10 protein-coding genes are annotated in these 16,084 nt (G+C 41.3%); 7 read left to right on the top strand and 3 right to left on the bottom strand.

The window, feature by feature from the left end:
- The first annotated feature begins 56 nt into the window (after positions 1–56).
- Entirely contained in the window at positions 57–6,962 is a 6,906-nt protein-coding gene (locus RI844_RS00790) for a putative Ig domain-containing protein (RefSeq protein WP_348396584.1), read from the top strand.
- 121 nt (positions 6,963–7,083) lie between these two features.
- Entirely contained in the window at positions 7,084–7,950 is an 867-nt protein-coding gene (locus RI844_RS00785) for a PA4780 family RIO1-like protein kinase (protein WP_348396583.1), read from the top strand.
- A gap of 46 nt (positions 7,951–7,996) precedes the next feature.
- Here RI844_RS00785 and RI844_RS00780 read toward each other — a convergent pair whose 3' ends face one another.
- Entirely contained in the window at positions 7,997–8,830 is an 834-nt protein-coding gene (locus RI844_RS00780) for a LytTR family DNA-binding domain-containing protein (RefSeq protein ID WP_348396582.1), read from the bottom strand.
- Between the two features lie 159 nt (positions 8,831–8,989).
- Between RI844_RS00780 and RI844_RS00775 the strand changes: the two genes are divergently transcribed.
- Positions 8,990–9,421 (top strand): DUF2141 domain-containing protein, encoded by a 432-nt coding sequence (locus RI844_RS00775; protein ID WP_348396581.1) that lies wholly within the window; start codon positions 8,990–8,992, stop codon positions 9,419–9,421.
- A 36-nt stretch (positions 9,422–9,457) separates the two neighbouring features.
- Positions 9,458–10,996: a carotenoid oxygenase family protein gene (locus RI844_RS00770; RefSeq protein ID WP_348396580.1), complete on the top strand. Its 1,539-nt coding sequence runs from the start codon at positions 9,458–9,460 to the stop codon at positions 10,994–10,996.
- A 187-nt stretch (positions 10,997–11,183) separates the two neighbouring features.
- Here the strand turns inward: RI844_RS00770 and RI844_RS00765 are convergent, their stop codons facing one another.
- Positions 11,184–11,939: an isocitrate lyase/PEP mutase family protein gene (locus RI844_RS00765; RefSeq protein WP_348396579.1), complete on the bottom strand. Its 756-nt coding sequence runs from the start codon at positions 11,937–11,939 to the stop codon at positions 11,184–11,186.
- 201 nt (positions 11,940–12,140) lie between these two features.
- On the opposite strand from RI844_RS00765, the gene RI844_RS00760 reads away from it, so the two are divergent.
- Positions 12,141–13,043 (top strand): LysR substrate-binding domain-containing protein, encoded by a 903-nt coding sequence (locus tag RI844_RS00760; RefSeq protein ID WP_348396578.1) that lies wholly within the window; start codon positions 12,141–12,143, stop codon positions 13,041–13,043.
- A 66-nt stretch (positions 13,044–13,109) separates the two neighbouring features.
- Positions 13,110–13,787: a rhomboid family intramembrane serine protease gene (locus tag RI844_RS00755; RefSeq protein ID WP_348396577.1), complete on the top strand. Its 678-nt coding sequence runs from the start codon at positions 13,110–13,112 to the stop codon at positions 13,785–13,787.
- 92 nt (positions 13,788–13,879) lie between these two features.
- Here RI844_RS00755 and RI844_RS00750 read toward each other — a convergent pair whose 3' ends face one another.
- Complete coding sequence (locus tag RI844_RS00750; protein WP_348396576.1) at positions 13,880–14,887, bottom strand: adenosine deaminase; 1,008 nt, start codon at positions 14,885–14,887, stop codon at positions 13,880–13,882.
- A gap of 450 nt (positions 14,888–15,337) precedes the next feature.
- On the opposite strand from RI844_RS00750, the gene RI844_RS00745 reads away from it, so the two are divergent.
- A complete protein-coding gene (locus RI844_RS00745) occupies positions 15,338–16,075 on the top strand; it encodes a protein-L-isoaspartate(D-aspartate) O-methyltransferase (RefSeq protein ID WP_348396575.1) in 738 nt (245 codons plus the stop codon).
- Positions 16,076–16,084 lie beyond the last annotated feature (9 nt).

Genomic DNA, 16,084 nt, shown 5'->3' with positions numbered 1-16,084 from the left:
TCAAGATATGACATAATTGGATAGTTAATCGAAAAGTAGAGTTTTTAGGGACAAAAATGCACTTCAAATCATTAGGTTTATTCAAAAAGGTTTATCTAACCACTTTCTCATTACTGTTTATTACCTGCACTGCACAAGCAGAAGATATAACTATAGATTTAGGTGGTGCATCCTCTGCCTGGAAAGCCATCATGAAAGGCTCCAATTTTGACCCAAATGGCGACACGCAAGCAGGCGCAGAAGCTGTAGAATTAGTTGGCGATGCCGATCACAGTGTGCTCTACACCTTATATGATGACCAAGGGACTGTTACCAATGCAGATGATTCCATAGCTTACCGTATTCGACTTGGTGGCACCAAAGACTCCGCGGTATACGTTATTGGTATAGATGCAAACCTTGATGGCAAAATAGATCTCTTTTTAAATGCCAATGGCAAACAAAATGGCAGAGCAATTGAGTTCGTAGATCCGGGTAATGGTGCCAATATTTCCCCAAATACGACTAGCATGGAAAATAATTCAAGCTTTGAAATTGCCTATACAGGGTTAAATTATAATTTTGACTCTGTGCAAACCATCGATGGTAATAGTGTTACCACAGACATAGGACCCAACGGAAAGTTAGATCATTTTATCTCTTTTGAATTTCCTTTTTCAGACTTACAAACCGAGATGGTCAACATTGCGGGGCTTAATGTTGACGAGAATACCATCATGCAATACATCTTGGTTTCTTTAACTCAAAGCAGTTCGATTAATGGCGATGTTGGTGGTATTGACGATAAGGTTGACGACTGGGATGCAACATACGCAGATTTAGGCATGTTAAGTCCACCATTGAGTTTATCGAATTTAGCCCCTGTTATTTCTAATGATGGCAGCGCCGCTACTTCCTCGTTAAATGTCAGTGAAAATACAACCGCTGTTACTGACATTGTAGCAACAGATCCCGAAAACGACAGTATCACCTTCTCTATCTCGGGGGGAGTCGATAGCTCTTTTTTCTCTATAGATAACAGTGGCGCATTAGTATTTGTTAGTGCACCCGATTTTGAAACTCCATTGTCAAATGCGGGAAGCAATGCTTACATAGTTGAAGTTTCGGCGAGTGATGGTGCACTTGCAGATACCCAAACCATTACGGTAAATGTACAAGATATCAATGAAGGCGGTGGTAATATACCACCAACAATTTCAGGTACACCGGCAACGACAATCGCTGAAAATAGTAACTACGGTTTTAGCCCAACGTTTAACGATGCCGATGGCGACGCCCTGACTTTTAGCATTAGCAATAAACCTGACTGGGCAACGTTCAATACTGCCGATGGCTCCCTTACCGGCACCCCAGGTTTTACTGATGCGGGTACCTACAGCAATATCGTGATCTCGGTCAGTGATGGGGGGACGCCAGTGTCTCTACCTACGTTTAGTATTAGTGTAACCGAGACTAATCAGGCACCAACGATTTCGGGTACGCCAGCAACGACAATCGCTGAAAATAGTAACTACGGCTTTAGCCCAACGTTTAACGATGCCGATGGCGACGCCCTGACTTTTAGCATTAGCAATAAACCTGACTGGGCAACGTTCAATACTGCCGATGGCTCCCTTACCGGCACCCCAGGTTTTACTGATGCGGGTACCTACAGCAATATCGTGATCTCGGTCAGTGATGGGGGGACGCCAGTGTCTCTACCTGCATTTAGCATTAGTGTAACCAACACTAATCAGGCACCAACCATTTCAGGTACGCCGGCAACGACAATCGCTGAAAATAGTAACTACGGCTTTAGCCCAACATTTAACGATGCCGATGGCGACGCCCTGACTTTTAGCATTAGCAATAAACCTGACTGGGCAACGTTCAATACTGCCGATGGCTCCCTTACCGGCACCCCAGGTTTTACTGATGCGGGTACCTACAGCAATATAGTGATCTCGGTCAGTGATGGCGGTACGCCAGTGTCTCTACCTACGTTTAGTATTAGTGTAACCGAGACTAATCAGGCACCAACGATTTCGGGTACGCCAGCAACGACAATCGCTGAAAATAGTAACTACGGCTTTAGCCCAACGTTTAACGATGCCGATGGCGACGCCCTGACTTTTAGCATTAGCAATAAACCTGACTGGGCAACGTTCAATACTGCCGATGGCTCCCTTACCGGCACCCCAGGTTTTACTGATGCGGGTACCTACAGCAATATCGTGATCTCGGTCAGTGATGGGGGGACGCCAGTGTCTCTACCTACGTTTAGTATTAGTGTAACCAACACTAATCAGGCACCAACCATTTCGGGTATGCCGGCAACGACAATCGCTGAAAATAGTAACTACGGTTTTAGCCCAACGTTTAACGATGCCGATGGCGACGCCCTGACCTTTAGCATTAGCAACAAACCTGACTGGGCAACGTTCAATACTGCCGATGGCTCCCTTACCGGCACCCCAGGTTTTACTGATGCGGGTACCTACAGCAATATCGTGATCTCGGTCAGTGATGGCGGTACACCAGTGTCTCTACCTGCGTTTAGTATTAGTGTAACCAACACTAATCAGGCACCAACCATTTCGGGTACGCCGGTAACGACAATCGCTGAAAATAGTAACTACGGTTTTAGCCCAACGTTTAACGATGCCGATGGCGACACGCTGACCTTTAGCATTAGCAATAAACCTGCCTGGGCGACGTTCAATACTGCCGATGGATCCCTTACCGGCACCCCAGGTTTTACTGATGCGGGTACCTACAGCAATATCGTGATCTCGGTCAGTGATGGGGGGACGCCAGAGTCTCTACCTGCATTTAGCATTAGTGTAACCAACACTAATCAGGCACCAACCATTTCAGGTACGCCAGCATCGACAATCGCTGAAAATAGTAACTACGGCTTTAGCCCAACGTTTAACGATGCCGATGGCGACGCCCTGACCTTTAGCATTAGCAACAAACCTGACTGGGCAACGTTCAATACTGCCGATGGCTCCCTTACCGGCACCCCAGGTTTTACTGATGCGGGTACCTACAGCAATATCGTGATCTCGGTCAGTGATGGCGGTACACCAGTGTCTCTACCTGCGTTTAGTATTAGTGTAACCGAGACTAATCAGGCACCAACCATTTCGGGTACGCCGGCAACGACAATCGCTGAAAATAGTAACTACGGTTTTAGCCCAACGTTTAACGATGCCGATGGCGACTCCTTGCTATTTAGTATTACAAATAAACCGTCGTGGGCAGATTTTGACACAGCAACTGGCGCATTAAACGGTACACCAGGGTTTTCAGATGCGGGAGATTATAATAACATTCAAATTTCAGTTACAGATGCCGACGATACAGTTTCATTGCCTGCATTTAACATCAACGTTACTGAAACCAATCAACGACCAACTGCTGACAGCTTGACCATCGATGTAGTTGAAAATATTGCAATAGAAATCGCCCTTTCCGGCTTGGATGAAGATGCAGATGAGTTAACCTTCAATATTGTGAATGCCCCAGAAAATGGTGGTCTATCAGGTGCATCTCCAACTTTTACCTATAGCCCTAATACCGATTTTGTCGGTTCAGACAGTTTCACGATTAATGCCAATGACGGTACCGAAGATTCAGAAATTGCAACCATCACAATTAATGTTCTTGCCGATTTAGACAAAGATGGCATACCAAATATCACTGACGATGATACTGATGGTGATGGTATTTCTGATACTGAAGAAGGTATAGAAGATACCGATGGTGACGGCACTGCCAATTATCTTGATTTAGATTCTGATGGTGATGGCATTTCTGATCTTGATGAAGGTACTAATGATTCAGATGGCGATGGCATTGAAGATTATCTTGATTCTACTGTTGATGAAGACAATGACGGTATTCCAGACATCGTAGAAGGCACTGATGATAGTGATAATGATGGCATCAGAAATCACTTAGATTCAGACAGTGATAACGATGGGATACCTGACAGTAGAGAAGCAAATATAAGCGGTAAAGATACTGACAATGACGGCATTGATGATACCTTCGATGTCGATCAAACAGGTGGTACAGATATAAATAATGATGGCATTGATGACGACGTGCAGCTACAGGATACAGATAATGATGGCATTCCTGATCATACTGATAATGATAGTGACAATGATGCTATTCCTGATGTAATAGAGGCTCACCTTCGCTTAGAGGATGTTAATAATAACGGCATTAATGATCTAATAGATGTTGAGCTTACATTAGAAGTCGATCTGGATAGTGATGGCATTGATGATGCGTTTGATGTTACTTACACCGATGGCATTGACGCAAACCTCGATGGTATTGACGATATTCTTCTCCCACTAAGCGATAGAGATAATGACGGTACACCTGATCATTTAGACCTAGATAGCGATAATGACGGCATAAGTGACACTGTTGAGGCTGGCATGACAGGTTTGGATTACGATGGTGATGGTATTGATGACAATTATGACGTTGACGCAACCAATGGTACTGATACGAATAATGATGGTATAGATGATAACGCTACCGTTGTTGATACTGACGTTGATGGTGTTCCAGACTTACACGATCTTGATAGCGATAATGACAGTATCTTTGATGTCACAGAAGCGGGCGCTACCGATTTAGATAATGATGCTTTAGTAGACTTAGAAAATGTTTTAGTTGAAATTCCTCTTGATAGTGATAATGACGGCATTAGTGACTTCAGAGACATTGATAGCGACAATGATAGCATTAATGATATCGACACCACAGTATGGTCAACGTTAGATGAAAATAATGATGGTCAAATTGATAGCAGCGTAGATAATGACGGTGACGGTATTGATGATGCTCAAGATATGTTACCAGAGCAACATGGCACAGCTAAAAACAATAACGATCAAGACGTAGATGGTATCCCTGATACTGAAGAAGGCGTCGCTGATACAGACGGTGATGGTGTGCCAAATTATTTAGACACTGACTCTGATAATGATGGTATTCCAGATAGTGACGAGGGCACTACTGATACCGACGGCGATGGTGAAGCAGATTACATTGACACCGACTCTGATAATGACGGAATTCCAGATGTAGAAGAAGGTACAACGGATACCGACGATGATGGTAATGCCGATTATATCGACACCGACTCTGATAATGACGGAATTCCTGATGTAGATGAAGGTACCAACGATACTGACGGCGATGGTGATGCAGATTATACCGATACTGACTCTGATAATGACGGGATCCCTGATGTAGATGAAGGTAGCAACGATACTGACGGTGATGGGGAAGCAGATTACATTGACACTGATTCCGATAATGACGGGATCCCTGATGTAGATGAAGGTAGCAACGATACTGACGGAGATGGTGATGCAGATTATATTGACACCGACTCTGATAATGACGGGATCCCTGATGTAGATGAAGGTACCAACGATACCGACGGCGATGGTGAAGCAGATTACATTGACACCGACTCTGATAATGACGGAATTCCTGATGTAGATGAAGGTACTTTAGATACCGATGGTGACGGTATCCCTGATTATTTAGATAGCGATTTAGTCGCTACCGATATCAATCAAGATAGTGATTCAGATGGTATTTTAGACAGCGATGAAGGCACTGTAGACACCGATGGTGACGGCACTCCTGATTATTTAGATACTGACTCAGATAATGATGGCATTCTAGACAGTGATGAAAATGGTGATTTCAATAACGATGGCATTAATGATCGTTTACAAGCATCAGGTAAAGTTGAGACTGGAGTAAAAGGCGCAGGAGCAACTGGATTTCTTGCTATCATGCTGTTGATATTTATCGTTTTAATTCGCAGTAGTAAAAAATTCACTTTGATACTGCTAGCTGCCCCATTACTGCTAATATCAAATGCGCAAGCTAGCGACAATTGTGAATTAGGCAAGTCGTTTACTAATGTTAATTGTTGGTATGCTGGTGCCGGTTTGGGTTACTCCACTTTAGATCCTAAACATAAAAACACTAGCTGGAGAGTTTCAGATGATAATGACACATCATTTAAGTTACTTGCTGGCCTTGCCTTATCTGATCACTTATTTACTGAGATAAGCTATGAAGACATGGGCGCGGCAGAATTATACAATTTGAATCCAAGCATTACCGACACCTTAAATATTGATTACTCTGCTTTCGGTGCCAATGTTGGTTTTTGGCTAAATGAGCGTAAATCGACCTGGAATGTTTATGCAAAAGCCGGCGTGTCATTTTTAGATACCGACACAGGTGAAAACGTTGAACAAGATCATGGTACGCAATTAACCTTTGGTGCTGGCGCGCAATGGCACTTTAACGAGAAATGGTTTGCTCGCTTAGAATTAACTGCATATGACGAAGACGCGCAAGTGATCGGTTTAAGTATCTCAAGATATTTTGGCTCTACAACAAAAGCGATGCCTAAAAAGAAAACAGTGAAAAAAGCGCCAATTCACAAACCAACTCCTGTAGCGGTTGTTGAAGAAGTCGTTACCGTTAACCCTGACTTAGATAATGATGGTGTTATAAATGAGTCAGATAAATGCCCTGAAACAATAGCAAACACTAAGGTTAATGCTAAAGGCTGTGCTCTCATGGCTACTATCACCCTTAAGATTCAATTTGATAGCTGGAAATCTAATGTAAAAGAGCAATATTTAGCTGAAATTGATCGGGTGGCAAAATTTATTGATCAACATGACGAAATTGATGTTGTTGTTGAAGGTCACACTGACTGGGAAGGTAAGGAAGATAAAAACCAAATTTTATCAGAAGCCAGAGCCAAGGCTGTAGCTACTCTTTTAGAAGAAAAAACGCCTAATAGTGATAAAACCTATACAACTATTGGCTTTGGTGAGTTAAAGCCTATTGCTGATAATACTACTAAGGAAGGTCGCCGCTTAAACAGGCGTGTTGTGGTGGTAATTTCTGAAAAGTAATTAATATTGGCTGCAATTTAATCTAACAACCAAAGGCTCTAGCTTGATCTCTAGAGCCTTTTCATTTAAATAATTTCTGTTAACTATGTTAATTCCTTTCTAACTACGGTATAACGGCGTTATGAAAATCCCTAAACGAATACAACCCCTTGTAGATGATGGCTTGGTTGACGAAGTAATTTGTCAATTAATGAGCGGCAAAGAAGCCACGGTCTATATGGTGCGCTGCGGCGAAGAAATTGTTTGTGCAAAAGTGTACAAAGAAGCGAATAAACGCAGCTTTAAAAAAGCCGCACAATATCAAGAAGGTCGCAAAAGTCGAAATAGCCGACGCGCTCGCGCGATGGAAAAAGGTTCTAAATTTGGCCGTGCCCAACAAGAAGAGGCTTGGCAAAATGCTGAAGTAGATGCTTTGTACCTATTGGCAGAAGCAGGTGTTCGTGTGCCCCAACCTTACGGTTGTTATGACGGGGTGTTATTAATGGAATTAATCACCGATGATGACGGCGATGTAGCCCCTCGTTTAAACGATGTAGGTATGTCTGCCGAACAAGCCAGAGAAGATCATGAAGAAGTGATGATCTACGTTTTACGTATGCTTTGCGCTGGCGTTGTACATGGAGATTTATCTGAATTTAACGTATTGGTTGATGCCTACGGACCGGTAATTATCGATTTACCGCAAGCAGTAGACGCTTCTGCTAACAATAATGCCAAAGCTATGTTAATTCGTGATGTGGACAACATGACCAATTATTATGGTCAATTTGCCCCTGATTTGCTGGGTAGCAAGTATGCGCAAGAGATGTGGGCACTGTATGAAAAAAGTGAACTAACCCCGGAAAGCGAATTAACCGGCTATTTTGCTGAAGCAACTGATAACGCAGATGTTGATAGTGTACTGGAAGAAATAAAAGCGGCGTTTGCAGAGGAAGAAGCCCGTTTAGAACGGATCAAAGACGCTAATGAAGTAGAGCAATCACTTTAGTCGTTCTTGTAACACCATTTGAACCATCTATAACTCAAGCAAAACCTTAATGGATATCTGCCGCTCTAATTGCTTCAGCATATGTTCTAGAGACAGGTACTTGCAATTGGTTGGACAATTGTAATGAAATTTTCCGACCATCTTTATTCACTTTTACAATCGCGTCTAACGCCACCCACCAAGAGCGGTGTGTTTGAATGCCCTTATAATCACTCAACAACTCTAATGCATCTTTAAAGCGCATTAATAATAAATGATGACCTTTATCAGTGTACACTTTCAGATAATGATCGGACATTTCTAAACAGTACAGTTTGCCGCGCTTATCAACAGGTAGCTGCGCCATAAACTTCTCCAGCTGCAAATCATCTTGGCTAGCATTCTTTTTTAGCTGCTGTTCAATGAGTTGTTCAGATTCATTAAGCTTGGAGTTTTGTCGATGAATATAGTCTTTAACGAAGCCAATAAAAGTTAAGATCCCACCGATAACGATGACTTTTGGAAAAACCTGCCAAAATTGTTGCTGATAATTTATCGCAATATCAAAAAACAACCACACAGAAAAAGGCACAAAAAAACTCATCACAATGCTGGCAATAAACATAGTAATTACCAACCGACCAAAATAGTGAGGAACTATCTTAATTAAGTAACGCTCACCTAACTGGGTGCAGGGCATGAAAATAAAATAACCACAAGCACAAGTAAAAATCCAATAAAAAACCGCCCAAACCAATGGCACTTCATTCATCCCAAACGGTGCCAAAAAGCCTAACAATATACCAACCACTAACACTATGAACATGTCATGAATGAGTTGTTTTTTGCTAATCAACGCTCTTATCGGTTGATTTTCATGGTTTATTTCACGATTCGTCAATGGTACATTTTCCAAAAGTGAGCAACTTACGAATTGTTTACGTTGCTTCACGAAACTCAGCTGTTTATTTTGTTTTTTCCATTCTATCGTCTTTTCAACACGACGCAATTGTAAATATCGCATTAATTAGAAGTTAACATTAAAGTTTAAGGAATCACTATGAAACACTCATCATACTTTTTAGCCATACTCGCAGCTCTTTTTGTAACATCCAATGCTGGAGCAGGCGAAATCGAATTTAACATTTCAGGGGTTAATGATGATTCGAGCAAACTGTACATTCAACTCTTTAACGGTGAAAAAAATTACCAAGCAGGAAATCCAGAATCCGCCACCATGACTAAAGCGGTGGCAGGAAAAGCCACTATCACTTTCAATAATTTACCCAAGGGAGATTACGCCCTGCGTTTTTTTCATGATCAAAATAACAACGGTAAATTAGAAACCAATCTATTTGGCATGCCGGTTGAAGGTTATGGTTTTTCTAACAATGCCAAACCGAATTTTGGCCCGGTGAGTTACAGTGAAATAAAATTTATGCTTAGCGATGAAAATAGCAAAGTCATTAATGAAAGTAGCGTTATTTATTAAATAATAGATCAGTTGAATACCTTTAGGAGATATAGCATGCAACGCAGAGAATTATTAAAAAGCATGAGCGCCGTTGGCCTTGGTTCATTGTTACTTAACTCACCTTTTCAGGCTTTAGCCAATTCAGATAAAAGTAATAGCCTAGTTGTTAACTATAAAGACCTGTTTAATAAGGCCTTAGCGAGTGAGCCTGATTTAATTGGTTTTGCGAATATTGAAGATAACTTTTCAAAGCAAGAATTATCTATTGAGGGAAAAATTCCTAATGATCTTGTCGGTATCTTTTTTCGTAATGGCCCAGGTAAACACGAACGCGGCGAACAACGCTACCAGCACCTTTTTGAAGGTGATGGCATGCTGCAAAGCTTTAAAATAGCCGAGGGAAAAATTGTTCATCAGGGCAAGTTTATCGAAACCCCTAAATTTCAACAAGAACAACTCGCTGAGCAATTTTTATATTCGGGTCCTGAAACAAAATTCAATGATTCCTTACCAGTTTCAAACTCAAATATGGTCAACACGGCGAATACTAACGTGATCCCGGTTGGTGATGACTTATGGGCATTATGGGAAGGCGGCACAGCCACAAGCGTTAATAGCGAAACATTAGAGTTTCAACAACAAATCACCTTAGGTGCAGATAGTAAATACGGTCAGAGTTTAAAAGGACTGCCCTTTTCTGCTCACCCTAAAGTAGAAGCAAATGGCGATATTTGGAATTTTGGTTTAAACCAATCGGGTCATGTTGTGCTATATCATTTAGCTGCAACTGGGCAAGTAAAAAACGTGGGGATACTAAATGCCAACTATAAAGGCGGTATGTTGCATGATTTTTTACTGACCGAAAAACACCTGTTGATAATTTTACCATCACTCACCACAACCCGAGAGTTTGGTAACAATCAACGTGGCTATTTTTCAAGAGTAGGTTTTGATAAAAATCAAGCTATGCGAGTGTTAGTAGTCAGTAAAAGTGATTTAACCCTAACCAAAGAATATGAATTACCTGCCGGTTTTGCGTTTCATTATGGCAATGCATGGGAAGAGAATAATGGCACCATACATTTTGATGCCAGTTTGTACCCTAATGTAGATGTGCTACATAACTTGGCCAATGTGATGAAAGGCGAAATGAATAATGTCAATATAGATGCGAAAACAGCACTTTATACTTTATTGCCAAACGGCAAGGCCAATCATGCTATTTTAGACGTTAACAGCGAGTTTCCACGCGTGTGTGATCACCTAGTTGGCTTGAAAAATGAGTATTTATATCACCTGTCTTCACAGCGCAATAGCCTATGGAGCGATAGTGTAAGCAGCTTTAATGTAAGCACAGGTAAAGAAGACAGGTTTGACTTTGGTAAAGAATACTTAGTGGAAGAGCACATTTCCGTTTGTCCAACAAACCAAGAAGGCACAGGTTACTTAATTGGCACAGCTTTGCATGTACCGAGCAAACGTACTTGCCTGAATATCTTTAACGCTAGTAGTATCGCCGACGGACCTATTGCCAGAGCGTGGTTGAATCATCATTTACCACTTGGGTTTCATGGTAATTTTATCGCCACGTAACAAAACGATAAAAGTAACCCTAAATATTACTAAACAATGTCGCTGAGGCCAGTATCTGAGTTTATTGCTTTCGACGGTTGAGCGGCACTTTACGATGAAGTGCCGTTTTATTATATTTTAGAATTCTGCTTAGATTCATAACATCTAATGAACGCTCTGCTCCACAAACAATGATTCATTCAATAGGTTAAAATACAGGTTTGAATGATTGCGACTCGACAATAGAACCTAAAGCATCTTCAAACCGGTCAGACAAGCTATCAAAGACAAAATTTCCCATACTGATGCGTTTAACGTTTAACTTTTTAAGAGCGTTAAAATCAGGCAAGTCTGGCATACACATGACATTGATTGGAAGTGTTGTATGATTAACAACGACACTGATATCACTCTCATTGGTTATGCACGGCACAAAAATGCCATCTATCCCCACTGACTCATAACGTTTAATACGCTCTTTGGTTTCCATCAGCGCGTTATTGCGCCCCAATAAAAACGGGTCGGTTCTGACATTGATAAATATATTCACCTCGTTTTCCTTGAGCAGCTGCTTTATCACAGATAAATCTTTCGCAAAATCAGCGGCATTTAGCAATGTTCGTCCATTAGTGACAATGCTATCTTCGATGTTAATACCTACCACACCTAAATCGGCTAACGTTTTAATGTGAGCGGCAATTTCTGTAGGGTTTCGACTAAAGCCAGCTTCAATGTCAACGGTTAGCGGCAGTGATGTAGAAGCAAGAATTCTTTTCACTATGTATACTAATTCGGCAAAGTTCATTTGTTCACCGTCTACATAGCCTAGCATATTCGCTATCGCCGCACTTGAGGTACCAATAGCTTTGAAATTCAGTTTTTCTGCCGTCTTGGCACTGGCAGCATCCCAAACATTGCATATGATCAATGGCGTATTTTGTTTGTGTAAGTTTTTAAAGTTCATGTTTATTCCTGATTAGAATTTATTGATATAGGCAGATGAATTGTTTGTTATCTGTTTTCTCGCCGCCTAGTTGAGGTATTATTGCTTTGAACTGACTCACAAAACCAACAATAGTTATTAAACAGTAATATAAGCTGGGCTTATATTACTATTACTAATTGAGCTATAATTGCTGCCATCAATATTTTCTGGATTTCATCTATGGATAATAAATTAAGGCACTTAAATAACTTGCGCACTTTTGACAGTGCTGCTCGCCATCAAAGTTATAGCAAGGCTGCAGCAGAGCTATTTCTCTCTCAGGCGGCCGTAAGTCAACAAATGCGTCAATTGGAAATTGCCTTAGGCACCAAGTTATTCTCTCGCCAAGGCCGAAAAATGGTGTTAACTGATAATGGGGTTAAGTTGTATCATGCAACTCAGCAAGCGTTTAATATCTTAACCAGTGCATTCAATAATATTCAAAGTGAGGGCATTGCAGGAAATTTAACCATTACTTCTACGCCATCATTTTCATCGATGTGGTTAATGCCAAAACTGCATAAATTTTCGCAACAGTATCCACAAATAAAAATTCGTGTTGTCTCTTCCAATCGTTTTGAAAACCTTAAACAAAACCATATCGACCTTGCGGTTCGCTTTGGTATTAGCGCCGAAAAAGAAACCAGTGACGATTTACAATGCGAATATTTTGGCGAAGATGATGTTTATCCGGTTTGTTCAGCTAAACTGGCGCAAGAAGTGAGTTTCAACACGCCGCAAGATATCTTAAAGACTTGGCTGGTAAATTTAGAAAAACCAGGTCCGTTTGGTTGGGACGCCTGGTTCAAACATGCGGAAGTGAAAAACTATCAAAATCATCAGCAGTGGACTGAGGTGGTTAGCACCGACATCGCCCTGAGTGCGGTGTTGGGTGGTCATGGTTTCACCTTAGCAGCAAAATTTTTATATTCACAGTACCTTGATGCTGGCACTTTGGTTATTCCAATTAATGTCAAACATCCGTTAACGGTAAAGCGATATTTGGTGTTTGATGCCAATTCAGCGAAAAAAGCTCGTTTAGATATTTTTATGGCTTGGCTAAAAGAAGAAATGGGCAAGTAAAAGCATTACTAAATGGTCCAAAATTGTAGCCATTGAAAAGCACTAAATTATCCCAATATCAATTACATGGACCATCAAACCCCTTCAGTACAAAACAGCATTGTTATCGCCACCATTTTCGTTTTAATCATCTGGTGGTTAAAACTGTGTGAGATGATGTTTGATCTAAACTTCCAGCAACTGGGAGTTTACCCTCTTACTGCGTCAGGAACTATCGGCATTGTAACCGGACCACTGATACACGGCTCTTGGCAACATGTTATTAGTAATACACTGCCAATATTGCTATTGGGTAGTTTTCTAATCTATGGCTACCCGAAGTCACGTTGGTGGACACTGGCCATTATCTGGATTGTCTCTGGCCTTGGTGTTTGGTTGTTTGGCCGAGAAAGTTACCACCTCGGCGCAAGCGGCTTAGCCCATGGCATGTTCTTCTATCTGTTTATCAGCGGCATCTTTCGCAGGGACAAACGCTCTAGCGCACTGATGATGATTGCCTTTTATATGTATGGTGGCATGTTGCTTTCGATATTCCCCCGTGAACAGTGGATTTCCTTTGAATACCATTTATTTGGTGCAATCAGCGGGGTATGTTGTGCGCTAGCCTTTCGTCATTGGGATCCCAAACCGAAACGCAAAGTATACTCTTGGGAGCAGCAATCAGATGAAGATGGTGATGGTGATGGTGATGGTGAATTCAACCATGAACAAGTTGATCAACAAAATTCACGGTTAACAAAATGATATGTAGTAAAGAACAAACCTGACAGGATTTAAAATAACGTCTCCACTTCGGTATCCAAATAATTGAGCCACTACAAAAAATAAAATAAAGGTTATTGATATAAATTTAAATACCTTTGTGTCACTTTTCGTAAGCGCTCTTTTTCATGTTTATTAACAAAACTTGCCTCAATGGCATTAAACGTAAATTGAGCAATTTCAGCTTTATTGATCGGGTGGGCATTAACCACAGCTAAAAAGTTATTCACCATATAACCACCAAAGTAGGCGGGATCGTCAGAGTTAATTGTGACGCATACCCCTCTTCGTAGCAGATCGACAATGTTGTGTTGTTCCATGCTGTCAAATACTTTGAGTTTGATATTGGATAACGGACAAACGGTTAGAGGTATGCGTTCTCTGACCAATTGTTTAACGAGTTCTTCATCTTCTGAGCAGCGAACGCCATGATCGATACGCGAGATTTTCAACAAGTTCAATGCCTCACTGATATTACTTGCTTCACCTTCTTCACCAGCATGGGCAACAGTTAAGAAACCTAGGTTTATGGCTTGTTTAAATACTCTCTCAAATTTAGCCGGGGGGTGGCCAATTTCGCTTGAGTCCAAACCAACAGCGACAATTTTATCTTGATGCCGCTGCGCTTGCTGCAATGTTTTAAAGGCTGACTCTTCATCCAGATGGCGTAAAAAACACATAATTAACTTGCTACTGATCCCAAGCTCAGTTGTGCCTTGTACAAGTGCCCGATGAATACCATTTATAACGGTTTCAAAGCTGATCCCTCGTTCGGTATGTGTTTGAGGGTCAAAGAACACTTCCGTATGTAACACGTTATCGTCTTGACAGCGCAGCAAATAGGCCCAGGTCAGATCAAAGAAGTCTTGTTCATTGATAAGTACGTTTGCGCCTTGAAAATAAATGTCGAGAAATGACTGAAGATTATGGAAACTGTATGCCCCCCTAACTTCGGCAATTGAATTGAACGGGATATCAATATGGTTACGCTTTGCCAGTTCAAACATCAGTTCTGGCTCAAGCGTGCCTTCAAGGTGAAGATGAAGTTCCACCTTAGGCAAGGACTGGATAAATTCTTTCATGACTCCCCTCCTAATAAACTGAAATTTACCTAACAGTTTTATTCTGCGTAAATACGTTAGATATACAAACAGTTTAGCCTATCGGCACCAAACTCTTCATTACCAACAATTATTGTTTTAAAGCATCCATTGGCGGAATTGAATTGGCTCGCTAATCTGGCAATAAACAGACTAATATGGCGATAGCCAATTAACTTGTCGTTGTTGTTTCCATACTCGCATTAGGCTTTATCAGTTTATCTTTTTCCTACTCACGTACCAACAGCCTCGAACGTGAAATATTATTGAATGGATTTATGCGGTGTTAATGTCTAGTTTTCACTTTGGCTCATATTTTATTTGGGCTGAGTTAAAGATTAAACTAACCAATGATCAGCAATGATAATTATTTCTTTTGCTACACTTAACTGGTACCTGCAATATATTTAAGAGCAAAAGTCGATGAAAATAATGAACCCATTGTGTGTTTTGGCAATGATTGTAGTCAGTTTTCCAGCGTCCGTCTTTGCTAATCATCAATACCCTGAAGCAACTCAGTTTCAACAACAAAGAAACGCAATGGTGGACACCCTTAGCCAAAAATATCGCGGCCTCGGTTTAGCGGTTGAGGATATGCGTGTGCTTAATGCAATGCGTAAGGTACCTAGACATCGTTTTATGCCAAAAGATCAGCATAAAAATGCCTATCGAGATTCGCCGGTGAAAATCGGATACGGGCAAACGATTTCTCAACCATATATTGTGGCATTAATGTCGCAACTAGCCGAGGTAGAATCAGGCATGAGCGTACTTGAAATAGGTACAGGATCCGGTTATCAAGCCGCAATTTTGTTTGAATTGACTTCACAGGTATACACTATGGAAATTATCAGTCCTTTGGCAAAACGTACTCAAGAAACGTTCCAGACGTTAGGGCTGCTGAAAATTAAACACCAGCACGGTGATGGTTACTATGGTTGGCCGGGCGAACTAAAATTTGACCGCATTATGGTCACTGCGGCCGCAGCCCATATACCTCCCCCCTTGCTAAAACAATTAAAGCCTAACGGACGTATGGTGATACCTGTAGGGCCCGTTTGGGGAAACCAGCAGTTATTACTGATAGAAAAAGATCTGCATGGCAAGAGTACAACCCGCTCGATCCTGCCGGTACGTTTTGTCCCTTTAACTGGCAGGGTCTTTAAATGACAAAATCAT

The organism is Thalassotalea fonticola (assembly GCF_032911225.1).
GTDB classification, from domain to species: Bacteria; Pseudomonadota; Gammaproteobacteria; order Enterobacterales; family Alteromonadaceae; genus Thalassotalea_A; species Thalassotalea_A fonticola.
This window is presented reverse-complemented; position numbering and strand designations above follow the sequence as displayed.

What these genes read in the sequence shown, in the direction of transcription:
- RI844_RS00775 (WP_348396581.1), top strand. Translation starts at nt 8,990, where the DNA reads ATGAAACACTCATCATACTTTTTAGCCATACTCGCAGCTCTTTTTGTA.
- RI844_RS00755 (WP_348396577.1), top strand. Translation starts at nt 13,110, where the DNA reads ATGGACCATCAAACCCCTTCAGTACAAAACAGCATTGTTATCGCCACC.
- RI844_RS00785 (WP_348396583.1), top strand. Translation starts at nt 7,084, where the DNA reads ATGAAAATCCCTAAACGAATACAACCCCTTGTAGATGATGGCTTGGTT.
- RI844_RS00790 (WP_348396584.1), top strand. Translation starts at nt 57, where the DNA reads ATGCACTTCAAATCATTAGGTTTATTCAAAAAGGTTTATCTAACCACT.
- RI844_RS00750 (WP_348396576.1), bottom strand. Translation starts at nt 14,887, where the DNA reads ATGAAAGAATTTATCCAGTCCTTGCCTAAGGTGGAACTTCATCTTCAC.
- RI844_RS00760 (WP_348396578.1), top strand. Translation starts at nt 12,141, where the DNA reads ATGGATAATAAATTAAGGCACTTAAATAACTTGCGCACTTTTGACAGT.
- RI844_RS00770 (WP_348396580.1), top strand. Translation starts at nt 9,458, where the DNA reads ATGCAACGCAGAGAATTATTAAAAAGCATGAGCGCCGTTGGCCTTGGT.
- RI844_RS00765 (WP_348396579.1), bottom strand. Translation starts at nt 11,939, where the DNA reads ATGAACTTTAAAAACTTACACAAACAAAATACGCCATTGATCATATGC.
- RI844_RS00745 (WP_348396575.1), top strand. Translation starts at nt 15,338, where the DNA reads ATGAACCCATTGTGTGTTTTGGCAATGATTGTAGTCAGTTTTCCAGCG.